Source organism: Hydrogenophaga sp. BPS33, from assembly GCF_009859475.1.
Classification (GTDB): Bacteria; Pseudomonadota; Gammaproteobacteria; order Burkholderiales; family Burkholderiaceae_C; genus Hydrogenophaga.
Map to the genome: position 1 here is coordinate 5281073 of NZ_CP044549.1, position 23452 is coordinate 5304524.

Sequence of the window (23452 nt, forward strand, 5' to 3'; positions counted from 1 at the left end):
GGCTGTGACGGCCCACTAAAATCGCCGCATGCACATTCACATCCTGGGCATTTGCGGCACCTTCATGGGCGGCCTGGCCGCCCTGGCCCGCGAAGCCGGCCACCGCGTGACCGGCTGCGACGCCGGTGTCTACCCCCCCATGAGCGACCAGCTGCGCGCGCTCGGCATCGACCTCATCGAGGGCTTTGGCGCCGACCAGTTGGCCTTGAAGCCCGACATGTTCGTGATCGGCAACGTGGTCAGCCGCGCCCGCCTGGCGGACGGCACGTCCAAGTTCCCGCTGATGGAAGCCATCATGGACAGCGGGGCCCCCTACACCAGCGGCCCGCAGTGGCTGGCCGAACACGTGCTGCAAGGCCGCCACGTGCTGGCGGTGGCCGGCACCCACGGCAAGACCACCACCACCGGCATGCTGACCTGGATCCTCGAAGCCCATGGCTTGAATCCGGGCTTCCTCATCGGCGGTGTGCCGCTGAACTTCGGTGTGTCGGCGCGCCTGGGCCAAGGCAAGCTCTTCACCATTGAAGCAGACGAGTACGACACCGCCTTCTTCGACAAGCGCAGCAAGTTCGTGCACTACCGGCCGCGCACCGCGATCCTGAACAACCTCGAGTTCGACCACGCCGACATCTTCGACGACCTGGCCGCGATCGAGCGTCAGTTCCACCACCTCGTGCGCACGGTCCCTGGTCAAGGCCGCGTGGTGGTCAACGGGCTGGAAGACAGCCTGGAGCGCGTGCTGCACAAGGGCCTGTGGAGCGAGGTGCGCAGCTTTGGCGCAGCGGTGAGCGACTTCACCGCGCACGGCGAACCGCATGCCTTCGACGTGCTGCACCAGGGCAACCCCGTGGGCCGAGTGGAATGGGAACTCACGGGTGTGCACAACCAGCTGAACGCGCTGGCGGCCATCGCCGCCGCCGAACACGTGGGCGTTTCCCCGGCGCACGCGGCCCAGGCCCTGGCCACGTTCCAGAACGTGCGCCGGCGCATGGAGGTGCGCGGAACGGTGGAACGCGCGGGCGGTGCGATCACGGTCTACGACGATTTCGCGCACCACCCCACCGCCATCCGCACCACGCTCGACGGTCTGGCGCGCAAGCTCGGCACGCCACGCGGGCGCATCCTGGCGGTGTTCGAGCCGCGCAGCAACACCATGAAACTGGGCACGATGAAGTCGCAACTGCCCTGGAGCCTGGAAGCGGCAGACCTCGCGTTCTGCCACAGCGGCGGGCTCGACTGGGACGCCGGCGAAGCCCTGGCCCCCATGGGAGCCCGTGCGCAGGTGGGTCGCAACATCGACGAAGTGGTGGCGCAGGTGACGTCCGCCGCACAAGCGGGCGACCACATCGTGTGCATGAGCAACGGCGGTTTCGGCGGTGTGCACGACCGCCTGTTGAAGACCCTGGCTCAGTAATTCAGCGCGTGGTTCGGCACGTCGACCGACACCACCGGCTTGGCCAGCGCCGCACTCGCCGCGCGCGCGAAAGCCATGGCCCAGTCGCCGTGAGCCGCATCGCGAAAATGGGCTTCGCCCGCAGCCTCGGCCACGCGCAGGATCTTGTCGGCGGTCAACACCTTTCCCGTCGGCCGAATGGGGTCGCAGCCCAGCACCGTGAACTGCTCATCGAGCCAGTGGCGGGCCTGGTCGTGCGGCATGGGCTGCACCTCCTCCAGGTCGAAGCGGTAGGTGGCGGGTTCGCCCCAACTCACGGAAACGTGGCTACGCATGTGCGTTTCTCCTGATCGGTCGTTCGCCCCATTGTGGACCGCGCGCCGCGCGCGATCCACCCCTGAAAGCCCTTGACCCTGTTCAGCCGCGAGCCGTCTTCACCGCCTGCGACAGCACCTCCAGCGCCTGCAGCGAATCGTCCCAGCCCAGGCAGGCGTCGGTGATGCTCTGGCCGTACTTGAGCGCGCCCACATCGTCCTTGCCCGGGGTGAACTTCTGCGCACCCGCCTCGATGTGGCTCTCGATCATCACGCCGAAGATGCTGCGCGAGCCCGCCTCGATCTGGCCTGCGATGTCGCGCGCCACGTCGAGCTGCTTCTCGTGCTGCTTGCTGCTGTTGGCATGGCTGCAGTCCACCATCAGGCGCGGCGCAAGCTTGGCGGCTTCGAGCTCCTTCACCGAAGCGGCCACGCTGGCGGCGTCGTAGTTGGGCGCCTTGCCACCGCGCAGGATCACGTGGCAGTCCTTGTTGCCGTTGGTCTGCACGATCGCCACCTGGCCGTTCTTGTGCACCGAGAGGAAGTGGTGGCCGCGCGAGGCGGCCTGGATCGCGTCAGTCGCGATCTTGATGTTGCCGTCGGTGCCATTCTTGAAGCCGATCGGCGCGGAAAGACCGGAAGCCAGTTCGCGGTGCACCTGGCTCTCGGTGGTGCGCGCGCCGATCGCACCCCAGGCGATGAGGTCACCGATGTATTGCGGCGAGATCACGTCGAGAAATTCGCTGCCCGCCGGCAAGCCCAGGCGGTTGATCTCGATCAGCAGCTGGCGCGCGATACGCAGGCCTTCGTCGATGCGGTAGCTCTCGTCGAGGTAGGGGTCGTTGATCAGGCCCTTCCAGCCTACGGTGGTGCGGGGTTTCTCGAAATACACGCGCATCACGATCTCCAGCGTGTCGGCGTATTTCTCGCGCAGGGGCTTGAGGCGGCGCGCGTAGTCGACTGCCGCTTCGGGATCGTGGATCGAGCAAGGGCCGATCACAACCAGCAAGCGATCGTCCTGCCCGTGCAGGATGTGGTGGATACGTCGGCGGGTCTGGCTGATCAGCGCTTCCACGGGCGTGCCGCCAATGGGGAAGAAGCGGATGAGGTGTTCAGGAGGCGGCAACACGGTGATGTCCTTGATGCGTTCGTCGTCGGTCCGGCTGGTCTTGTCGGCGGGACGGGCATGCCAGGCGTCGCTGCTGGCGGAGGCGTTTTTGGCGGTCATCACGAGGCTCCTGAGTGGGGTTGAATGAAAAGAAGAGAGAGAGAGAGGGGGAAGGGACGAAAAAAAACCGCCGGGCTTGACGCTCCGGCGGTTTGATCGAGATTCGGTGATGCGCTTACAGCTTCGCCTCTCGTCCGCCGGGGACTGAGAACCAAAAGTAAAAAGCAAAAAAGACGAAGCGCGAAGACATGGGGTTGGAATGTAGCACAGGCAACTTCAAGCGGTTCCGCCGACCGTCAAGCCGTCGATGCGCAAGGTCGGCTGACCCACGCCCACCGGCACGCTCTGGCCTTCCTTGCCGCAAGTGCCCACACCGCTGTCGAGCTTCATGTCGTTGCCGATCATGCTCACGCGGGTGAGTGCGTCCGGGCCATTGCCCACCAGCGTCGCACCCTTCACCGGGTACTGGATCTGGCCGTTCTCCACCCAGTAGGCCTGGCTGGCGGAAAACACGAACTTGCCGCTGGTGATGTCGACCTGGCCACCCCCGAAATTGGTGGCGTACAGACCCTTCTTGATGCTGGCCACGATTTCCTCGGGCGCCTTGTCGCCGCCGAGCATGTAGGTGTTGGTCATGCGCGGCATGGGCACGTGGGCATAGCTCTCGCGCCGGCCGTTGCCGGTGGGTTTGACGCCCATCAGGCGCGCGTTCATCGCGTCCTGGATGTAGCCGCGCAGGATGCCGTCTTCGATCAGCACGTTCTTCTGCGAGACATGGCCTTCGTCGTCGACGTTGAGCGAGCCGCGGCGGTCGGCGATGGTGCCGTCGTCCAGCACGGTGACGCCCTTGGCGGCCACGCGCTGACCGATCTTGCCGGAGAAGGCGCTGGAACCTTTGCGGTTGAAGTCGCCTTCCAGGCCATGTCCCACCGCTTCGTGCAGCAGGATGCCAGGCCAGCCCGACCCGAGCACCACCACCATCTCGCCGGCGGGCGCGGGGCGGGCGTCGAGATTGGTCAAGGCATAGGAAACGGCTTCGTCGACATAGGCCTGCACTTGCTCGTCGTCGAAGTAGCCGAGCCCGAAACGGCCGCCGCCACCCGATGAGCCGGCCTCGCGCCGGCCCGCCTGCTCGGCAATCACCGTGACCGACAGACGGATCAACGGGCGCACGTCCGCCGCCAGGGTGCCGTCGGCGCGCGCCACCAGCACCACGTCGTACTCGCTCGCCAGGCCGGCCATGACCTGCTTCACGCGCGGGTCCTTGGCCTTGGCCATGCGTTCCACTTTTTCCAGCAACGCGACTTTGGCGGTGCTGTCGAGCGTGCCGATGGGGTCCAGACCCGGATACAGCGAACGCGACTTGGAGACCTTGGCGGCCGGCACCTTCACCTGGCGGCCCTGGCCTTGAGCGGAGATCGAGCGCACGGTATGCGCGGCGTCGAGCAGCGAGCTCCAGGACAAATCGTCGGAGTACGCGAAAGCGGTTTTCTCGCCACTGACCGCGCGCACGCCGACGCCCTGGTCGATGCTGAAACTGCCGGTCTTGACGATGCCCTCTTCCAGGCTCCAGCCCTCGCTGCGGGTGGTCTGGAAGTAGAGGTCGGCATCGTCGACACCGTGGGACATGATCTCGCCCAGGGCACGTTGCAGGTGCGAGGGAGAAAGACCGAAGGGATCGAGCAACAAGCCTTGGGCGGTGGCCAGGCGGGCCAGGGTGGGTTCGCGTGAAATCATTGGGCCATTGTAAGAATGGTCGCCCCCTGTGCCAACGCCAGGGTCTTCGCGCCATTCACTTGTCGATCTTGATCTTGCCGTCAATGATCACCTTGCGCCATTTCTGGATGTCGTTGCTCACGCGCCTTGAGAAATCTGCAGGGTTGCTGGCGACGATCGTGAAGCCGGCCTCCTCCAGCTTCTTGCGCATGGCCGCGTCGATGAGCGCCCGTCGGCTGTCCTCGCTGACCTTGCGGACGATGGCCGCAGGCGTTCCTGCCGGGGCAAAGAGACCAAACCACACGTCCGACTCGTAGCCAGGAAAGCCCGACTCCGCGACGGTCGGAATGTCAGGGACCAAGGGGCTGCGCTGGGCGCTGGTCACGGCAAGCGCGCGCAACCGCCCTGCCTGCAAATGCGGCAACGTGGTCATGACCACATCGAAGCTGGCGGTCAGTTGACCCGCAATCAGGTCGTTCATGGCGGGACCGGAACCCTTGTAGGGGACCGGCAGCAACGAGATGTTCGCGCGCGTGGCAAGCATCGCCATGGACATGTGCGGTGTGGCACCGACGCTGCCGTTGTACGGAATCTCGCCAGGGTGGGCCTTGGCATAGGCGACAAATTCGGCCAACGAACGGACCGGCAGCGAGGGGTGCACCGACAGGATCTGTGGAATCGTCACCAGTTCGGTGACCGGCAGGAAGTCGCGCTGCACGTCGTAACGCAAATTGGGATACAAGGTCTGCGCCACCGCATGGGTGGTGACGGTGCCCAGCAACAAGGTGTGACCATCGGGCTTGGCCTTGGCTGCATACTCCGCGCCGATCACGCCACCGGCGCCCGCACGGTTCTCGACGATGACAGGCTGTTTCCAGGCTTCCCCGAGCCGCTCTGCCAAGCTGCGAGCAAGGAGGTCTGTGGACCCACCAGCGGCGAAGGGTACGACGATCTTCACGATCGCGTTGGGGTAGTTGTCCTGGCTCCAGGCGGGCGCAGGTGCAGATGCGAAGGCCGCCAGGCACAACAGCAGGGAATGAATACGCTTCATGGTTTTCCTTGGATCAGATGATGGGATCTGCGGACTCAGACTGAGCGCGCAGGCAAGCGGGCCCGTGCTGCCCGGGCACGTTCAGCGCCATAGAGTTTTTCGGCCACGGCCATGGACATGACGCCGTCCTGGAGATCGTCGGCCAGTGCCTCGATAGGTCTCTCTGCAGGATCGCCAAATCCCGCGCCGCCAGGCGTCTGGATGCGGACGGTGTCGCCGCGGGCCAGCACCACCTGCGACACCTTGGAAGCCAGCTTCTGCTCGTGTGGAAGACCCGCGTTGAGCAGCAACAGACCTCGCCCTCCCTCCCCTCCGCCTTCCGCACCCTCCGCGCCGCGGAAGTGGCTATCGGATCGGGAGGACATCACAGTGTCACCCCGAAGCACGCGAACTTCGCGCACGATGCCGAGCCCGCCACGGTGGCGTCCAGCCCCCGCAGAATCCTCGGCCAGTCCGTACAGCTCCACATGCAGCGGGAATTCGTTCTCCAGCACTTCCGAAGGCAGGTTCAGCGAGTTCGTGACGTGGACATGGATCGCATCCATACCGTCGGCGTCGTCTCTTGCGCCACCACCGCCGCCCAGCGTCTCGCCACAGAGGTAGAAGCTGTCCGTATCGACGAGCTGTCCCGAGAAGGAGATCTGCGGCAAGGTGTCGTTGCTCGACGCCATCAGTCGGTCCCGCGGCACCAGCGCGCGGAAGGCGCCGAAGATGGCTCCGGCCACACGCTGGCAGGCGATCGTCCGCGCGCCACAGGCTGCTGGCGGGCGCGGGTTGACAATGCTGCCTTGCGGTGCGCGGATCTCGATGGCCCGGGCCATGCCGCTGTTGGCCATGAGATCCCGGTCGAGCATGGCCTTCACGCAGTAGTAGACCGTCGCCCGCAATGCACTCTCTGCCACGTTGAGCGCGCCCTTCGATTCGGGACCGCTGCCGGCCAAGTCGACCACCAGCTTGCCCTCCTCCACAAAGAGCGTGGCCACCACAGGAACGGGCTCCCCCTCGCCACTACCGTCGTCGTCCAGCCAGGTCGTGAAGCTGTGGCGGCCCGGCGTCAGGTTGTCGATGCGCCGCTGCGCGCGGCGCTGGGTATAGGCCAGCACGTCGTCGATGGCCCGATGGAAAGCGCCGATACCGCCCATGCGAGCCACCAGCGCACGTACTGCGATAGCACCACCCGCGTTGGTGGAAACTTGCACGCGCAGATCGAGGGCCCGCTCTTGCGGCAGGCGTGAATTCAACGCAACGAGGGCGATCACGTCCTCGTCTACAACATGCGAACGTGCGACCCGCAGGATTGGGATGCGCAGCCCCTCTTCGTAGATGGTGCGGGCCCGAGCCGACGTGGAACCGGGTATGGGACCACCGACATCCGAATGGTGGCCAATGTTGGCCGCAAAAGCGACCAGGAGACCGCCGATGAAGATCGGCGTGATGATGGAGATGTCCGGCAGATGTGTGCCTCCTGCGGCGTAAGGATCGTTGCACATGTAGACATCACCATCGCGGATGTCTTCGGGTGCATAGCGGGAGCACACGGCCTCGACAGCCCCCAACAGCGAACCGAGGTGCACGGGAATGTGGGTTCCCTGAGCGATCAGCTGGCCGCGGTGGTCGAAGATTCCCACGGAGAAATCCCGGCGCTCCTTGATCTGAGGCGAGAACGAGGCGCGCATCATGTTGCTGGCCATCGATTCGGTGACGGCCAGCAGGCGGTTGGTAAAAACCTCGACCGCAATCGGATCAAAGTCGGGCAACGCAACAGCGGATGCCGGGGTATGGGATGCAGTCATGTTCACAACTCAGATCTCCAGGTGAATGTTTCCGGTCAGGTCGACGCGCATCCGCGTACCCGGCGGGACCACGGTCGTCGAACTCATTTCCTCGATCACCAGCGGGCCGACCCGCTCCGTATCGAGGGCCAACGCATCGCGGTGGAGCACGGGCGTTGACACCCAGCCGTGTCCATCGCCGAAATACACATCTCGCCTTCCGGTCGGACGGTTCGAAGACACTGCGGACCCGGTTCGCTGGATGTCGGGCTTGGGCACCTGGCCCACGGCTTGCATCCGGCAGGTGACGACCTCGATGGGGCGGTCGGCGTGGTCATGGCCATACTGGGCCTGATGGCAGCAGTGAAAGGCTTCCTCGAACGCTGCTCGTGCGCCCGGCTCAACCGACTGCACCGGTACCCGGATGTCGTGTGTCTGGCCTCGATAGCGCGCGTCGATGGCCAGATGAAACCGCCGAAGAGGCTCGGGCACCTTCTCGCTTTGTAGCCAGCGGTTCCCCTCATCCTGCATCTGCTGCGCCAGCGCGCCCAAGGCCTTCCAGCTCGCGTCATCCAGCGGTGCCAGTTGGGTCCGCACGAAGTCCCGGCTCACGTCCGACAGAAGAATGCCACGCGCGCACATGGTGCCTGGCTCGTTGGGAATGAGTACGCGGCTCATGCCGCACTCCTTCGCGACTTCGGCTGCATGCAACGGACCAGCACCACCGAAGGCAAACAACACGAATTCGGCGGCATCGTGACCATGCTCGTTCGATATGGCGCGGATGGCGCGGCTCATGCTGGCCGTGGCGATGCGCACGATGCCGTAGGCAGCCTCCTCCACCGACAACCCCAGCGGCCGGGCGATCTGCGACTCGATGGCTTGCACAGCGGCATGACGGTCAACGGCCATGCGGCCATCGAGCAGGCGCTGCGGGTGGAGTCGGCCCAGCACGATGTTGGCATCGGTCACCGTGATCTGGCTTCCGCCTTTGCGGAATGCGACCGGCCCCGGAACGGCGCCGGCGCTCTCCGGTCCCACTTTCAGGGCGCCTACGTCGTCCAATCGAGCAATGCTGCCTCCGCCCGCCCCGACAACATGAATATCGACCATGGGCATCTTCACCGGATATCCGGCGATCAACCGATCCGACGTGAAACTCGGCCGCTGGCCGGTGATGAGCGAGACGTCGGTACTGGTGCCCCCCACATCGAAGGTGATGATCTCCGACAGACCCGTCGCAGCGCCAATCATCGTGGATCCGACCACACCGGCCGCTGGCCCGGAAAGACAGGTCAGCACCGGCAGGCGCTTCACGGTTTCCGTCGGCATGAGGCCGCCGTTGGAATGGAAGGTCAGCGGGTCGGCCTGAACGCCCACTTCGAGCATGCGAGCGCTTAGGCGGTCCAGATACTGCTGCATCCGAGGCGCGACATAGGCATTCAGTACCGTGGTCGACGTGCGCTCGAATTCCCGGAACTCGGGCAGCACCTCCGAAGAGATGCTCACATGCAGACTCGGTGCCACCCGTTGCACAACGCGGCGCGCCTGCTCCTCGTGCCCCGGATTTCGATAGGCGTGGATGAAGACGATTGCCAATGACTGCACGCCAGCAGCCACCAGCGCACGTGCCTGTTCCTCCAGTGCAGCTTCGTCGAGCGGGCGCAGGACATTTCCTCCTGCATCCAGACGCTCTTCGTTTTCCAGCCTGTGCGCCCTGCGCACCAGTGGTGCGGGCTTTTGCACCGCGTAGTCGTACAACGCCGGGCGCGTCTGCCGTCCAATGGCCAACACATCACGAAATCCGCGGGTGGTGATCAGACCGGTTGACACACCCCGTCGCTCAATCACCATGTTGGTGGCCACCGTCGTACCGTGACCGAAGTACTCGACTTCCTGCGGCGCAACGCCGAAGCGCGCCAGCAACTCCCGTGTGCCATCGGCGATGGCCTCCGATGGATCCGCCGGCGAAGACGGCACTTTGAAAAAAGAAAGCTGCCCCGTGCGGGTGTCCGACATCACGAAATCCGTGAACGTGCCGCCAACATCAATACCTATTCGAACCATGTCTGTTCCAGTTGTCTGACGCCTTCGCAACCCCGACGCTGCGGTATCGCGACGCCGGTTTCAAAGCGCTGAAATCGGTGCAGGAATCGTGACACGACATTCGCTGCGCCACAACGCCAGACCGGGTTGGACGCACATAAACAAATGTTATGCTGATCGCCCACTCGCCCTCCTGCGAAGGCCATCACGGCATGCAACTCAACCCTCGACAACTCGAAGCCTTTCGCCAGGTCATGCGCACCGGCAGCATGACGCTGGCTGCGGAATTGCTGGAGATCAGCCAGCCTGCGGTAAGCCGTCTGATCAAGGATCTGGAGCGTGCAGTGGGCATGCGTCTGTTCAGGCGAGAGGGCAACCGGCTGATTCCCGGCATTGAAGCGGAGCGCCTGTTCCGTGAGGTCGATCGCTTCTACCAAGGCATCGAGCACGTCGAACGCGTGGCCCAAGACCTCAAGTCGGCCCGCATTGGCACATTGCGCATCGCGTCCATCAGCGCCCTGGGACTGGGGTTGCTGAGCGAGGCCATACAACGCTTCTCACAGTCCCGGCCTGGAGTCGCCACCTCGCTGGAAGTGTGCCCCTCGCTGGGCGTTCTGGAACTGACCGCCGCCCACCAGGTGGACATCGGTTACATCGGGTTCGTGGGCGGCGAATACCCGGGCGTGGACATCTTCCCGCATCCCGGCGTTGCTGCCGTGTGTGTGCTGCCGCGCGGACACGCCCTGGCCCGGCGCAAAGCGGTGCGCATCACGGATTTGCAAGGGCAGGCCCTCATTTCCCTGCACCGCGGTAGCCCCCTGCGCACGCGCGTGGAAATGGCGCTCGCGGCAGCGGGCGTCACCTGCCAACCCGCCGTCGAGACGACATTCGCGCATTCGGCCTGCAGCATGGTGGCTGCAGGCCTGGGCATCACGGTAGCCGACCCGTTCACCGCCGCCCACTTTCGCGATCCGCGAATCGTCGTCCGCCCGTTGGTGCCGACGGTGCCCTACATCTTCTCGATGGTGCTGCCCGCGCATCAGCCACGCTCCATGGTGGTCAACGACTTCGTTCAGGTCATGCAGGGCCTTCTGAAAGACAAGGGGCCGGCCTGACACGGCTGCATCCACCCGCAAGCGGGCGGGCGAATGCCAGATGGAGATTGCGCTGTCTCAGCGTGCAGCGGCCGGAGCTGCCGCGGTCACGAGGATTTCAACGAGCGTCCCAGGCTTGGCCATGCTGCATTGGGCCGTGGCCCGCGCGGGACTGGCGCCCGGCGCGGTCCACGCGTCCCAGACCTCGTTCATGCCGTGGAAGTCGCGCTCGATGTTCTTCAACCAGATCTGCGCCGACAACAGCCTGCTCTTGTCCGTCCCTGCTTCGGCCAGATAGATGTCGACCTTGCGCAGTGCCTCGCGCGTCTGACCACCGATGTCCAGATCCTTGTTGTCGGAGGTTTGGCCGCCGACGAACACCATGCCGTTGTAGATGACCACGCGGCTGCGGCGTTCGTTGCAATCGATGCGGGAGATGTCGTTCATGGATTTCATGTGCAAAGCGTCGAGGATCTTTTTCAGCCCTCGCTGGCGACGGCCAAGTGGGCAAGTTCGTCAAGGCTGATGGGCCGGATCGGAGGGCGTAGTCGCAACGGGCCGACAGCGTCCGGCGCGATGTCGCGCTCATCGGCGACCAGGGCAGCCACCGGCAGTCCGCAGACGCGACCCTGGCAGGGCCCCATGCCGCAACGCAGCTGCGACTTGACACCGTCGACGGTGCGACAACCGGAGCGTACGGCCTCGCGCACCTGGCCGGCGGTCACCGATTCGCACCTGCAGACGAGCTGCACATCGGGCGGCAGCCGCACCTCCTCGCGCGGAAGATAGAGCGCATCCAGAAATGGGCGAATCGCCATTTCCCTGACCAGCTGGCGCTCCGTGTCCGCAGACCAGTCGACCCTGGCCGTGGCACCGAGCCTGCCCAGGCGCGCGGCTGCCTCGCCGGCCGCCAAGCGGCCCTGCAGCTCGGCCGCACGGGCTCCGCCGATGCCCGCGCAGTCTCCAGCAACCAGAATGCGGTCGATCGAGGTGACCCCACCCGTACCAACGACCGGTCGGAAGCAGGCTTGGTGCTCATCCCAGACGTGGGCGCAACCGATGGCCTGCGCGAGCTGCGTGTGAGGCACGACGCCCTCGTGCAGCAGCACACCTTGCGCCGGCCGCTCCTGCCAGCCGTGGCGGCTCTTCCAGCGAATGGCCTGCACGCGCTCTTCTCCCTGGATCTCGAGTGCGGTCACGCCTCCGAAATACGGCACGGACGACAAGCGCAAGCGTGCCAGGTAGCCGACCCCCTTCGCGAGATACGCCGCGCGGCGCAACGCGCCAGCCCAGTGCCGAACGGCGACCCTGCGGTTGCTCGGGACGGCAGTGTCCAGAAACCCGGCCAGGCGCACGCCTTGGCGCGCCAGGCTAGCGGCGTAGTACAGCGCCAGGGGACCACAGCCCGCGATCCAGACGTCCTTCGCGGGCAACGCCTGGGCCGTCTTCTGCATGATCTGGGCCGCACCCACGGTCATCACCCCGGGCAGAGTCCAGCCCGGAGCAAGGGGGGGCCGCTCCATGGCACCGGTGGCCAGCAGCACGCAGGCGGCGGCCAGCCGATGGCTGCGGCCCATGCGGCTGTAGTACACAGAACCGTCGGCATCCACTTGCCAGACCATGCTCCGGGCCAGGTACTGCGCACCGCAATCCCGGAAGCGTCGGACCAGGCCGGCGCCGCGGAGGTAGTCTGCGCCCAGGCCTGCGTCGGTGCAGCGCCGAAGGTTGTCCTCGATGTTGCGGTAGATCTGTCCGCCAGGCGCCTCCTGGTCGTCCAGGAGGATCACGCTCAGACCCAGTTCCCGCGCAGCGACACCGGCCGCGAGTCCCGCAGGGCCGGCCCCCACGATCACCAAATCGACGGCGCTCACGGGTGTACCTTCGACAACGCCAGCGATGCGAGCTTGCTTGGGGCGGCCCGGCGCGGCGCTCATCGCAGCTCCTCGACGTGCGTTGCGATGTCGATGACCATGCCCGGCACCACACGGATCAGGCATGCCTGACGATCGGGCACGCCGTCGATGGTCATGAGGCATTCGAAGCAGACACCCATCATGCAGTAGGGTGCACGCGGCGTCAGATCCCCGGGTGCGATTCGCGTGGTGGTCTCTCCTGCCAGCAGCACGGCCGCTGCCGCGGAACAGGCAGGAGGCACCGACACCGAGCGACCAGCAACGCGGACCTCGACATGCTCGACAGCGCAATCCGCGGTATGGAACAGAGCCATGCCTTCAGTCCGCCTTGATGTTTCCGCGCCGGATGACTGCGCCCCAACGGGCGTTGTCGGACTTGATCAATTCCGCGAACTGCGCTGCGTTCTGCGGCGCGGATTCGTAGCCCAAATCGTTGAGCTGGCGCACCACGGCCGGGTCTTTCAGGACAGCCGTGATCTCTGCGCTGAGCCGGCTGACCACCTCCTCGGGCAGGGCGGCCGGCCCGACCACGCCACCCCAGGTCAGCATCTCGGCGGCAGGTACACCGGCCTCGGCCATGGTCGGCACATTGGGCAGCAGCGGCGAGCGTTTGGGACCCGTGGTGGCCAACGCACGAATGCGCCCCCCCTTGACGTTGGGCACCATGGTGCTGAGGTTGTCGATCATCAGCTGGACCTGCCCCGCTGCCAGGTCGGTGCCCGCCGCGACGCTGCTCTTGTAGGGCACGTGCGTGAGCTCGATGCCGGCGCTGGTGCGAAAAAGTTCGGTGACCACGTGCAATGCCGAGCCCGATCCCGACGAACCGTAGAACAGTGGGCTCGGATGTGATTTGGCGTATGTGGTCAGCTCAGCGACCGAATGGACCGGTAACGAGGTGGCCACACCCAGCAGGTTGGGCTGTGTCGTCAGCCGTGCGATCGGCGTGAAATCCTGCGCCGGGCGATAGGGCAGCTGCCGCGCTGCGATGGAAGCGACCACGAAGTTGGAGAGGTTGGCGGTACCAATGGTGTAGCCGTCGGGCGCGGCCTTCGCAATCGCGTTGAGCCCGATGGCGCCTGCCGCTCCTGGCCGGTTGTCCAGGACGAAGGGCTGGCCCATGCGCTTCGTCAAGGCGGCCGTGACGACGCGCACCGCGGCATCGGCGCCGCCACCGGCTGCGGCCGGAATGATCCAGCGGATGGGCCGCTCGGGATACGCCGCCTGCGCCGCCGGCCAACATCCGAGCAGACAGAGAACGGACGTCCATGCGGCCAGACGCCGTGTCACGCCAGATTGCATCGCCATGTGCTGACCTCGCTGGGTTAAGTTGCAGAACGGCCATCGTAGGAAAAGCCTGGTCCGCAACCCATCCCAGCAGGTTGGCGAATTCATCCGCGAGCGGTATGCGTCGTCAGTCCGAGGCGCCCAGGACGGACTGCACGTACTGGAGCAGATCGCGTGCCGGCGCGCTCATGCGGGCATCGCCCATCGCCAGCGCCTGGACGGTGTAGGGCAGCGCGGGAGCCAACGGCAGAGCACTGCCTCCTTTTTGCCGGTGCATGGCGGCCGTAAAAGGATCGACCACCGAAACGCCCATCCCGCGCAGCACCAATTCGCTGGCCGAAAGGGACTGCGAGGCCTCCGCCACCACGTCCAACTCGGCGCCAATGCCATCCAGCATGTCCTCCAGCCGTTTCTGCAGCGTTCCGCGCAGTGCCACAAATGGTCTGCCAGGAAGTTGCGCCAAGCCGACCTGGCGCCATCCAGCGGGAAACTGGCCAGCGGCGGCGATGCACACGCAATCGCTGGTGAACTCGGCCACCGCCTCCACGTCACCGAACGCCAGTCCCTGCGCGGCAAAGCCCAGGTCGGCTTGACGATTGCGCACACGGCGGGCAACTTCAATCGAGGACGCGATCTCCAGGCTCACCACGACCTTCTCTTGCCGACGGCGCAGAAACTCCATGGCCGCCGGCATGACCGAATGACCGATCGCCGGGATCGCGCAGACAGAAAGGCGGCCGATGCGCTGCTTGCGCAGTTGCTCGTAGAAGCGCGCGATGTCCTCCAACCCCAGGAAGGACTGCTGCACCTTGGCCATCAGCGCCAGCGCCTCTTCGGTCGGCCTGACCGTGCGCCCGTGCTTGGCGAATAGCTGGAAACCGACCAGCTTCTGCAAGTTGGCGATGTCGCGACTCAGGGCAGGTTGGGAAGTACCTAGCGCCTCAGCCGCCGCACTGATGCCGCCATGCAGCACAGCAGCGCGAAAGGCCTCGATCATCCGGTGGGAGGGCAGTGGGGGCGGCATGCGGCAGATTCTCACGCAATTCCATCCATACCCCATGTGGATGGTTGCGTGAGCGTCGCGGGATGGTTGCGCCGATCGTCGACTGGAAGAATGGGCGTCAAACCCGTCGGCATGCGTGCAGATGCCTGCGCGCAAGCGATCCGGCGATTCACCCGAATGGATTCTTTCATGGCTGCCAGCTCATCCCCCTCATACCGCAGCACGCAAGCGCTGATCGTGGGCGGCGGTATCCACGGCTGCAGCCTGGCGCTGAACCTTGCGCTGCGGGGCGTGGAATGCGTAGTGATCGAGAAGGACTACGTGGCGCGCCATGCCTCGGGCGTCAATGGCGGTGGTGTGCGCACGCTCGGACGGCACCTGGCCGAGATCACGCTGGCCCTGAAATCTGCGGCGCTGTGGCGCGACATGGACTCGCTGCTGGACCAGCCTTGCGGCCTTCGCGTGAGCGGCAACATCCGTCTGGCCGAAAACGAACAGGATCTCGAAAAATTGTCCCGCCGCGTGCGCGAGCTGCAAAGCCTGGGCTTCTGGCACGAGAGGATGGTGGACCCGTCGGAACTGCGGTCCATTGCGCCCGCTGTGTCCCGGCACTGCCTGGGCGGCCTGTACGTGGCCGAGGACGGATTCGCCAACCCGTTCACAGTCACCTCCGCATTCAGGGCCCGCGCGGCTGCGAAAGGAGCCACGTTCGTGGAGGGCACGCGGGTGACGGGCGTGGATGTCCAGGCCGGCGGCTGGGCGGTGCAGACCGACACCGGCGCATGGCGCAGCCGGTGGCTGTTCAATTGCGCCGGCGGCTGGTCACAGCAGCTCGCACAACGCATGGGCGATCCCCTCCCGATCCGCGCCGATGGGTCCATGCAGATCGTCACCGCACGGATGCCTGCGTTTCTGCAGCCGGTCGTGGGTTCGGCCAGCCGCTCGGTTTCCATCAAGCAATGGCCCAACGGCACGGTGACCATCGGCGGCGGACACCGAGCTGCGGTCAACCTGGCGACTGGACAGTCGTCCATCCGGCCGGAGAAGCTGTCCCTGGCCGCCGCCTCGGCAGCCGCTCTCTTCCCCTGCCTGCGTCAAGCCCAGGCTGTGCGCTTCTGGTCGGGCATCGAAGCTTTCACACCAGACGGGCTGCCGATCATCGACCGCGGGAGCCAGGAGGGCGCGTTCCATGTCACGGGCTTTTCGGCGCACGGTTTCCAGTTGGCGCCCATCGTGGGGCAACTGGTTGCCCGCTGGGCCGTGGAAGGCACGATGCCGGCGCTCTTGGCACCCTTTTCCCGAACCCGCTTTTCCCGCAGTTCACCGGCGACGTCCTCGCACTGACCCTCTCTCTAAGACTGCATCAGACGCTTCGATTTGGCGATCGACATCAAGATGCCCAGCCCCACGCCCATGGTCACCATGGCGGTGCCGCCATAGCTGATGAACGGCAAGGGCACGCCCACCACGGGCAGGATCCCACTGACCATGCCCATGTTGACGAAGGCGTAGACAAACACGTTGAGCGTGACCGCGCCCGCCAGCAGGCGCGCGAACTGGGTCGGCGCCTCCACCGCGATCAGCAGGCCACGCACGATGAGGAAGATGAAGCCGCCCATGAGGCACAACACCCCCACCAGCCCGAACTCCTCCGAGAACGCGGCGTAGATGAAGTCGGTCGTGCGCTCGGGGATGAACTCCAGGTGCGTCTGCGTGCCCTGCATGAAGCCCTTGCCCCAGACGCCGCCCGAGCCGATGGCGATCATGCCCTGGATGATGTGGAAGCCCTTGCCCAGCGGGTCCTTGGACGGGTCTAGCAGGGTGCAGATCCGCTGGCGCTGGTACTCGTGCAGGACCTTCCAGTCCACGCCGGGCGCGCACATCTGCGGCTCCAGGATGATCAGCGCCACGATCGCCACCGCACCGATCACCACCGGCGGCACGATGAGCTTCCAGCTCAGGCCGGCGAAGAAGATCACGAAGAGCCCCGACGAGAGCACCAGCAGGGACGTGCCCAGATCGGGCTGCTTGAGGATCAGCGCCACCGGAATGATGAGCAGAAACCCGGCCACCACGAAATCGAGCGGCTTGAGCTGGCCTTCGCGCCGGTGGAACCACCAGGACAGCATCAGCGGCATGGCGATCTTCATGAGCTCGCTGGGCTGGATCACGGTCGCGCCCACATCCAGCCAGCGTTGGGAGCCCTTGCGCATGATGCCGAAGAATTCCACCCCCAGCAGCAGCAGCACGCCCAGCGCGTACAGGGGCAATGCCAGCGACATCAGACGCTGCGGCGGCACCTGGGACACCAGGAACAGCAGCCCCGCGGCCAGCAGCATGTTGCGGCCGTGGGAAGAAAAGCGCGTGCCATGGTCGAAGCCCACCGAGTACATGGCGACCAGGCCGATCCCCGCCATCAAGAGGATCGCGAACAACAGCCAGCCGTCAAAACCCTGAAAGATGGGGAGGATGCGCTGCAGCGGTGAGGGTTTGTCGAAAGTCGCGGCCATGGGCCGGGATTATCCTTTGCCCATGACCGCCCCGACCACCACCCATCTGCTGTACCTCCACGGTTTTCGCTCATCGCCCCAATCGATGAAGGCGCAAAAAGTCGCCGAGCGCGTGCGCGCGCAACACCCCAATGTGGTGTGGTGGTGCCCGCAGTTGCCGCCCTCGCCGCGCGAAGCCATGGAGGCGGTGCTGCACGGCGTGCGGGACTGGCCGCGTAGCACGATGGCGGTGGTGGGTTCGTCGCTGGGTGGGTTTTACGCGCGCTGGCTGTCGCTGGCACTGGGGTGCCGCGCGGTGCTGCTCAACCCGGCACCGTTTCCCGCCCGCGACCTGGCCCACTACATCGGCGAGCAGACCGCGTGGCACGACCCGCAGGAGCGGTTCTTCTTCGAACCGCGCTTCGTGGAGGAGCTGGAGGTGCAGCAGGCCGACATCGCGCGGCTGGCGCCGCAGCACCCCGCCACACCCGAGCGCCAGTTCGCGATCGTCTCGAAAGGCGACGAGGTGCTCGACTGGCGCGAGATGCAGGCCTTCTGCGCGGGGGGCACGATCCATGTGCTCGAAGGCAGCGACCACGCCATCAGCGACTTCGATGCGCACATCGATGGGGTCTTCCAGTTCCTGGCGCTGGCATAGCCCCCTCCCCCCGCGAGCGCCTATTCGGCCTGGATGTTCGCGGTGCGGATGACGTTTTCCATCTTGGCGCGGGTGGACTGGATCAGATCCGCCAGGTCCTTCGGCGTGCCCGCCTTGGGCGTCACGCCGAGCTTGGCCAGGGTGGCGGCCACCTGAGGGTCTTGAATGGCCTTGTTCAATTCCTGGTTGAGCCGCTCGACGATGGCCGGCGGCGTGCCCTTGGGCACCAGCATGCCCGACCAGGTGGCGAACGAGAAGCCGGGCACGGCCTCGGCCACCGTGGGCAACTGCGGCAACAAGGGCGTGCGGGTGGTCGACGCCACCGCCAAGGGCACCAGCTTGCCGGTTTCAATGGCACCGAGCGCGACCGACAAGGCCGAGAACATGACCTGCACCTGCCCCCCTTGCACATCCGCCAAGGCCGCGGCAGCACCGCGGTACGGAATGTGCAGAAGGCGGGTTCCCGTGGCCGACTTGAACATCTCCATCACCACCTGGTGCGAGCTGCCCAGACCACTGGAGGCGTAGTTCAACTGCCCGGGCTGGGCCTTGGCCTTCGCCACCAATTCCCCCACCGTTTTCACGCCCACCGAGGGATGGGCCACCAGCACCCAGGTGCTGGGCGCGATGACACCGACGGGGTCCAGCGTGTCCAGGGGATCGAAGTTCGCGCGCTTCTGGATGATGGGCACGTAGGTCAGCGTGCTGTCGCTGATGCCGCCGATGGTGTAGCCATCGGGCCGGGATCGGGACAGGCGGTCCAGGCCGATCATGCCGGCGGCACCGACCACGTTTTCCACCGCGAAGGACTGGCGCATGTTCTCCGACATCTTCTGCGTGACCACGCGCAGCGTGGTGTCCCCGGCGGAGCCGGCCTGCACGGGTGAGATGACGGTGATGGGCGCGCTCGGCCATGGCGCGGTCTGGGCAAACGCCATCCATGGCGCCATGCACACAAAGGCCCATACGGTTCTGCGGGTTGTCATGGGGTTGTCTCCTGGTGGTGGTGCTGAACGTCAAACAGGGGTTTCGTCGACCTGGCGCATGGCCCGCACGCCGATCTTCAGCGTCATCGCGCCGGTCATGGGCAGCACGCATGACACAGCTTCGAGCACCTGCGTGCGCGTCATGCCGTAGGCGTAGGCGCGGCGCATGTGTTCGACGGCCAGGTCGGTCTCACCGCGCGCGCACGCCGCGGCGATGGCCACCAGCTCGCGCGCGCCGGGACCCAGCTTCGCGTTGGGCGCTGGCGCCAGGCAGTGGTTCACCCAACGCGCCGCCACACGGGCCAGCTCCGGGTCGAGTGCGGCGATGTAGGCGTACTCGTCGCGGTCGCGCTCGTTGTCGGACACGCTGCCGTTCTGCTCTCGTCCCTGCGCCATTTCCGGAAATGGGAGCAGTTCCTTGGGCTCTCCATCCGGGGGCATGGAGCCGAAGGGGTACTCGGGTTTGTTCGCCATGAGGATGGCCGAGGCGGTGTGGGCCACGGTGGTCCAGCCGGTCACCGCGGCCATGGCGGTCGCGGCCTCCAGCATCACCGCATTGGTCACGCCCAGGTTGTAGAGCCGGCGCACATGGTTGGGCGTGAAGCCATGTTCGGCCTTCGCCGCGAGCATGGCCAGCGTGATCAGTTCGCGCATCACCCCCGACAGTTGTTGGGCCGAACCGGTTTTCCCGGTGTAGTGGTGCACGTAGCCTGCGGTCTTGGAGATGAGGTCGTAGGTGGCGGCGGATTCGCGGATGAGCAGCTTGAACTGGTCGAAGATGTCGCCGCGTCGGGCCAGCGCGCGTTGCAGCACCGCGTCCGGGTGCAGGCTTTCGCCCTCGTCGTTGACGCCGTGGTCTGCGCTCATGGTGTCTCCTTTTCCTGCAGGGGCGCTTGGGCCGTGGTCGCCTCGGTCACGGCATGCACGAAGGCGGGTGGGTCGTCCAGCATGGGAAAGTGCCCGGCGTTCCCGATCACGTGAATGGCCGCGCCGGGCAGACATTCTTCGTACCGCGCGCGCCCCGCGATCACGGGACCCTGGTCGCCCATCAACACCGCGGCCGGCACGTCCGAGGCGCTCAACTGGCGCAGACGGTCCAAAACGCCGTATTGCCGGATCGCCCACATCACGTCCACCATGCGCCAGCCGCCCGCCTTGTTGCGGTCGATGTTCCAGCGGTTCAACAAGGCGGCCGAGAGCGAGCGAAAGCGCGGCGCAACTTCCTCGTGCGTCTGCGTGGCCAGGGCAAAACTGGTTTCGATGCGCAGCCACTGGCCGGCCCATTCGGAGGACGTGCGCACGGCAGTCTCAACGATCACCGCGCTGGCCACGCGCGACGGTGCCGCCAAAGCCATTTCGATCGCGATGAACCCGCCCACGGACACGCCGCAGACGTGCGCCCTCGCGATACCGAGCGCGTCCATGAACGCCAGCGCAGCGCGCGCATAGTCGGCGATCGACTGGTGGCCCTGCGGCGGGTCCGAGTCGCCATGGCCGGGCATGTCCCACGCAATGCAGCGGTGGCGTTGGGCCAGACCGTCCAGCACGGCTTCGAACTCGTGCCAGGAACAACCATTGCTGTGCAGCAACAGCAGGGGCGGGCCGTCGCCCTGCGCGATGTAGTGGACGCGGCCGCTGGAGGTGTCGCAAAAGGCTTCGGCGCGCGAAGCGTCAGGGGTATGGGGTATCTGCGTCATGCCCCCAAGCGTAGGAACATGCGCGGCTTTGGGGAAATGATCTTGCTTGATCGCCCGGATCAGCAATCGTGATGCGCCGGGGTCTTCAGGCCCCCAGCTGTTCGGCGGCCGCGCTCAAGGCCTCCGTGCCCGACTTCAGCATGGCCAGGAACGCCTTGGCCGGCGCGGTCAGCGGCTTGCGCGCGCGCTCGATGCGGAACAGGTCGAGTGAGAGCACCGGGTCGACGATCGGGTTGATCACCAGCGTGCGGCTCGCCACTTCTCGCATCATGGAAATGCCCGGGTGCACCGAGACCCAATCGGTCTGGCTGACGAAATCGATCGCGGCCAGCGAACTGTCGATCTCCATGCGCTCGGCCACCACCGCGCCGTTGGCGGCCAGGTAGCGCTCCAGATGGGTGCGGCGCACCTGCAACAGGCTGGGCAGCACGAGCTTGATCGGAGGCAGGTTCGCCACGCGCACCGGCGCACCATGCGCCAGGCCCAGCCGCGACGCAGGACCGCTCACCAGGAACTCGGGCGTGCGTGCGAACAGTTCGCTGCGCAGGCCCGGATCCGAGCTGAAACCGGGCACGATGCCGAAGTCGAGTTCGCCCGCGCGCACCTTGGCGATCACGATGTCGCTGTAGGCATCGATCACGCGCACCGACACATTGGGGTGTTCGAGCTTGAACTTCGCCAGCGACGCGGCCAGCGCGGCACGCGTCATGGTCGGCGTGAGGCCGACCAGCACCTCCCCCTCCAGGCTGGCCCCGTAGGCGCGGATGGTTTCCCGCGCCTCCTCGTGCGCGCGCAGCACGTCGATGCAACCCCGGTAGTAGGCGTCGCCGGCCGGCGTGGGCACCACGCTGCCGGTGCCCCGCAGGAACAGCTTCACCCCGTACTGGTCTTCGAGCTTGCGCACGTGTTGCGTCACGCCGGACTGGGTGGCGTTTTCCCGCTGGGCGGCGGCGGTGAACGAGCGCTCCTCGTACACGGCGGCGAACAACCGCATGCGAAGCAAGGTGTCTGACATGGTGTCCCCATCACTAATTTTGATCAAATTTATCAGATCAAATCATTTCCATTGATTCGGGGTGAACCGTATCTTTGCGGCATCGCGTCGCCCGACGCCAGGAGAACCGCAGCATGCAAGCCGCTATCGCTATCGCTATCGCCACCGCCGCCCCGCCACCGCACCGCCCGGTGGCTCCAGCACCCACCATTGCGCCGCGCGAATTGCGCCAGGTGCTGGGCGCCTTCGCCACGGGTGTCACCGTCATCACGGCGCTGGATACGCAGGGCAAGGCCCACGGCCTCACCGTCAATTCGTTCAGCTCGGTGTCGCTGGACCCACCGCTGATCCTGTGGAGCCAGTCGGTCAGCGCGCCCAGCCATCCAGTGTTTCGCGATGCACCCCGCTTTGCGGTGAACATCCTGGCCGAAGACCAGATCGAGATGTCTCGCCGTTTCTCCACGGCCGGCCACGACAAGTTCGCCGGCCTCACGGTGATCGAAGGCCTGGGCGGCGTGCCGCTGATCCCGGGTTGCGCGGCCTACCTGGAGTGCACGCAGGAGACCCGCTTTCCCGGTGGCGACCACACCGTGTTCATCGGCCGTGTGGAGCGCATCGAACACGGCATGCGCAAGTCGCTGGTGTTCGCCGGCGGCCAGTACATGACGGCCCTGCCCCACACGCAGACTGGCCGCGCCTGAGCGCCGCAGCAACCTCTCAAGATTCCGGAGACCATGATGAAACTGGGCATGTTCATGATGCCGGTGCACCCGCTGCACCGAAACCCCACCGAGACCCTGCGCGAGGACCGCGAGGCGATCATCCTCGCCGACCAGCTCGGCTTCCACGATGCCTTCGTGGGCGAGCACCTCTCCGACCAGGCCGAGAACATCACCAACAGCCTGCTCTTCCTCGCCACGCTGATCCATTCCACCCGGCAGATCAAGCTCGCCTCGGGCACCTGCAACCTGTCGCAGATCCACCCGACCATCGTCGCGGCGCAAGCCGCCATGTTCGACCACCTGGCCGAGGGCCGCTTCATTCTGGGTGTGAGCCCGGGCGCACTCGGGTCGGACGCAGAGGCCATCGGCATCCTGGGCCAGGACCGCAACAAGATGTTCGCCGAGGCCATCGACGTGATCCTGGCGATCTGGGAACGCGAAGCACCTTACGACATCGACTTCCCCGACAACCGCTACAAGGTCAGCACGCGGCAATCGCTGGCGGCCGACGTGGGTGTGGGCATCATGCCCAAGCCGTTCCAGTCGCCGCGCCCGGAGATCGTGGGCACGGTGGTGGCGCCTTTCAGCAAGGGCGTGATCGCCATGGGCGAGCGCGACTTCCACCCGCTCTCGGCCAACTTCCTGCTGCCGCAATGGGTCAAGACGCACTGGGTCAACTACGCGCAAGGCAAGCAGCAGGCGGGCGTCAGCGCCGATGTCGGCGACTGGCGCGTGGCGCGCACCATCTTCGTCGCCGACGACGACCGCGTCGCCCGTGCCTATGGCCGTGACGACGCGACCAGCCCGTACCGCTTCTACTACAAACAGATGCTGACCAAGCTGATGAAGTCCGGCCGGCACGAGGTGTTCAAGACCTACCGCGACCAACCCGACAGCGAGATCACCGTGGACTACGTGCTCGACAAGCTCTGCCTGTGCGGCACGGTGAACGAGGTGGTCGACCAGATCCTGGCGTTGCACGAGGTCACGGGCGATTTCGGCGAGCTGGTGTATGCGGGCATGGACTGGGTCGACCCGGTCCTGGGCAAGCGCTCGATGCAGCTGATGGCCGAGCAGGTGATGCCGCGGGTGAACGCCGCCCTCGCGGCGGGCCGCACCCGCAGCGCACCCGTGGCCGCCTGAACGCGTCCA

23 protein-coding genes are annotated in these 23452 nt (G+C 65.9%); 6 read left to right on the forward strand and 17 right to left on the reverse strand.

Translation table 11 applies throughout. The annotated features are described in order from the left end of the window. Window positions 1-28: 28 nt before the first annotated feature. Window positions 29-1414, forward strand: a complete 1386-nt coding sequence (gene mpl / locus F9K07_RS24340) for a UDP-N-acetylmuramate:L-alanyl-gamma-D-glutamyl-meso-diaminopimelate ligase (RefSeq protein WP_159595864.1) — start codon at window positions 29-31, stop codon at window positions 1412-1414. Here mpl and F9K07_RS24345 read toward each other — a convergent pair. The 6 genes from F9K07_RS24345 to F9K07_RS24370 form a co-directional block, all read right to left on the reverse strand. Further along, window positions 1408-1728: a hypothetical protein gene (locus F9K07_RS24345; RefSeq protein ID WP_159595865.1), complete on the reverse strand. Its 321-nt coding sequence runs from the start codon at window positions 1726-1728 to the stop codon at window positions 1408-1410. The genes mpl and F9K07_RS24345 overlap by 7 nt on opposite strands. An 82-nt stretch (window positions 1729-1810) precedes the next feature. Further along, a complete protein-coding gene (locus F9K07_RS24350) occupies window positions 1811-2935 on the reverse strand; it encodes a 3-deoxy-7-phosphoheptulonate synthase (protein WP_159595866.1) in 1125 nt (374 codons plus the stop codon). Between the two features lie 216 nt (window positions 2936-3151). After that, entirely contained in the window at window positions 3152-4612 is a 1461-nt protein-coding gene (gene tldD, locus F9K07_RS24355; protein ID WP_159595867.1) for a metalloprotease TldD, read from the reverse strand. A gap of 55 nt (window positions 4613-4667) precedes the next feature. Then, entirely contained in the window at window positions 4668-5642 is a 975-nt protein-coding gene (locus F9K07_RS24360) for a Bug family tripartite tricarboxylate transporter substrate binding protein (RefSeq protein WP_159595868.1), read from the reverse strand. Window positions 5643-5677: 35 nt separating this feature from the next. Then, entirely contained in the window at window positions 5678-7435 is a 1758-nt protein-coding gene (locus F9K07_RS24365) for a hydantoinase B/oxoprolinase family protein (protein ID WP_159595869.1), read from the reverse strand. Window positions 7436-7444: 9 nt separating this feature from the next. Further along, window positions 7445-9481: a hydantoinase/oxoprolinase family protein gene (locus F9K07_RS24370; RefSeq protein WP_159595870.1), complete on the reverse strand. Its 2037-nt coding sequence runs from the start codon at window positions 9479-9481 to the stop codon at window positions 7445-7447. A gap of 149 nt (window positions 9482-9630) precedes the next feature. On the opposite strand from F9K07_RS24370, the gene F9K07_RS24375 reads away from it, so the two are divergent. After that, on the forward strand, window positions 9631-10575 hold the full coding sequence (locus F9K07_RS24375) for a LysR substrate-binding domain-containing protein (RefSeq protein WP_236581486.1): 945 nt from the start codon (window positions 9631-9633) through the stop codon (window positions 10573-10575). Between the two features lie 57 nt (window positions 10576-10632). Here F9K07_RS24375 and F9K07_RS24380 read toward each other — a convergent pair whose 3' ends face one another. The 6 genes from F9K07_RS24380 to F9K07_RS24405 all read right to left on the reverse strand — a co-directional run bounded on the left by F9K07_RS24380 (window position 10633) and on the right by F9K07_RS24405 (window position 14945). After that, complete coding sequence (locus F9K07_RS24380; protein ID WP_159595871.1) at window positions 10633-11001, reverse strand: RidA family protein; 369 nt, start codon at window positions 10999-11001, stop codon at window positions 10633-10635. A 32-nt stretch (window positions 11002-11033) separates the two neighbouring features. Further along, the gene (locus tag F9K07_RS24385) at window positions 11034-12488 is read right to left on the reverse strand and encodes an FAD/NAD(P)-dependent oxidoreductase (protein ID WP_159595872.1); all 1455 of its coding nucleotides are present in this window, start codon (window positions 12486-12488) and stop codon (window positions 11034-11036) included. Further along, window positions 12485-12781: a (2Fe-2S)-binding protein gene (locus F9K07_RS24390; protein WP_159595873.1), complete on the reverse strand. Its 297-nt coding sequence runs from the start codon at window positions 12779-12781 to the stop codon at window positions 12485-12487. Before F9K07_RS24390 ends, F9K07_RS24385 begins: the two co-directional genes overlap by 4 nt. A gap of 4 nt (window positions 12782-12785) precedes the next feature. Beyond that, a complete protein-coding gene (locus F9K07_RS24395; RefSeq protein WP_236581489.1) occupies window positions 12786-13772 on the reverse strand; it encodes a Bug family tripartite tricarboxylate transporter substrate binding protein in 987 nt (328 codons plus the stop codon). Between the two features lie 106 nt (window positions 13773-13878). After that, a complete protein-coding gene (locus F9K07_RS24400) occupies window positions 13879-14775 on the reverse strand; it encodes a LysR substrate-binding domain-containing protein (RefSeq protein WP_159595874.1) in 897 nt (298 codons plus the stop codon). Between the two features lie 11 nt (window positions 14776-14786). Further along, window positions 14787-14945: a hypothetical protein gene (locus tag F9K07_RS24405; RefSeq protein ID WP_159595875.1), complete on the reverse strand. Its 159-nt coding sequence runs from the start codon at window positions 14943-14945 to the stop codon at window positions 14787-14789. Here F9K07_RS24405 and F9K07_RS24410 point away from each other — a divergent pair. Next, window positions 14944-16098, forward strand: coding sequence for an NAD(P)/FAD-dependent oxidoreductase (locus tag F9K07_RS24410; RefSeq protein ID WP_159595876.1), 1155 nt, complete (start codon window positions 14944-14946; stop codon window positions 16096-16098). The genes F9K07_RS24405 and F9K07_RS24410 overlap by 2 nt on opposite strands. A gap of 8 nt (window positions 16099-16106) precedes the next feature. On the opposite strand, the gene rodA is transcribed toward F9K07_RS24410, so the two are convergent. After that, entirely contained in the window at window positions 16107-17264 is a 1158-nt protein-coding gene (rodA, locus tag F9K07_RS24415) for a rod shape-determining protein RodA (RefSeq protein WP_159595877.1), read from the reverse strand. A 22-nt stretch (window positions 17265-17286) separates the two neighbouring features. Here rodA and F9K07_RS24420 point away from each other — a divergent pair, with 22 nt between their 5' ends. Then, window positions 17287-17901, forward strand: a complete 615-nt coding sequence (locus F9K07_RS24420; protein WP_159595878.1) for a YqiA/YcfP family alpha/beta fold hydrolase — start codon at window positions 17287-17289, stop codon at window positions 17899-17901. A 20-nt stretch (window positions 17902-17921) separates the two neighbouring features. Here F9K07_RS24420 and F9K07_RS24425 read toward each other — a convergent pair whose 3' ends face one another. From F9K07_RS24425 to F9K07_RS24440, 4 genes are all read right to left on the reverse strand, one after another. Beyond that, window positions 17922-18887 (reverse strand): Bug family tripartite tricarboxylate transporter substrate binding protein, encoded by a 966-nt coding sequence (locus F9K07_RS24425; protein WP_159595879.1) that lies wholly within the window; start codon window positions 18885-18887, stop codon window positions 17922-17924. 30 nt (window positions 18888-18917) lie between these two features. Then, on the reverse strand, window positions 18918-19754 hold the full coding sequence (locus tag F9K07_RS24430; RefSeq protein WP_159595880.1) for a carboxymuconolactone decarboxylase family protein: 837 nt from the start codon (window positions 19752-19754) through the stop codon (window positions 18918-18920). Further along, window positions 19751-20584, reverse strand: a complete 834-nt coding sequence (locus F9K07_RS24435; RefSeq protein ID WP_159595881.1) for an alpha/beta fold hydrolase — start codon at window positions 20582-20584, stop codon at window positions 19751-19753. Before F9K07_RS24435 ends, F9K07_RS24430 begins: the two co-directional genes overlap by 4 nt. Window positions 20585-20669: 85 nt before the next feature. Continuing rightward, entirely contained in the window at window positions 20670-21599 is a 930-nt protein-coding gene (locus F9K07_RS24440; protein ID WP_159595882.1) for a LysR family transcriptional regulator, read from the reverse strand. 113 nt (window positions 21600-21712) lie between these two features. On the opposite strand from F9K07_RS24440, the gene F9K07_RS24445 reads away from it, so the two are divergent. Beyond that, a complete protein-coding gene (locus F9K07_RS24445; protein WP_159595883.1) occupies window positions 21713-22279 on the forward strand; it encodes a flavin reductase family protein in 567 nt (188 codons plus the stop codon). 36 nt (window positions 22280-22315) lie between these two features. After that, window positions 22316-23443 carry an LLM class flavin-dependent oxidoreductase gene (locus F9K07_RS24450; protein ID WP_159595884.1) on the forward strand — a complete coding sequence of 376 codons (1128 nt, stop codon included), beginning with the start codon at window positions 22316-22318 and terminating at the stop codon, window positions 23441-23443. The last annotated feature ends 9 nt before the right edge of the window (window positions 23444-23452 follow it).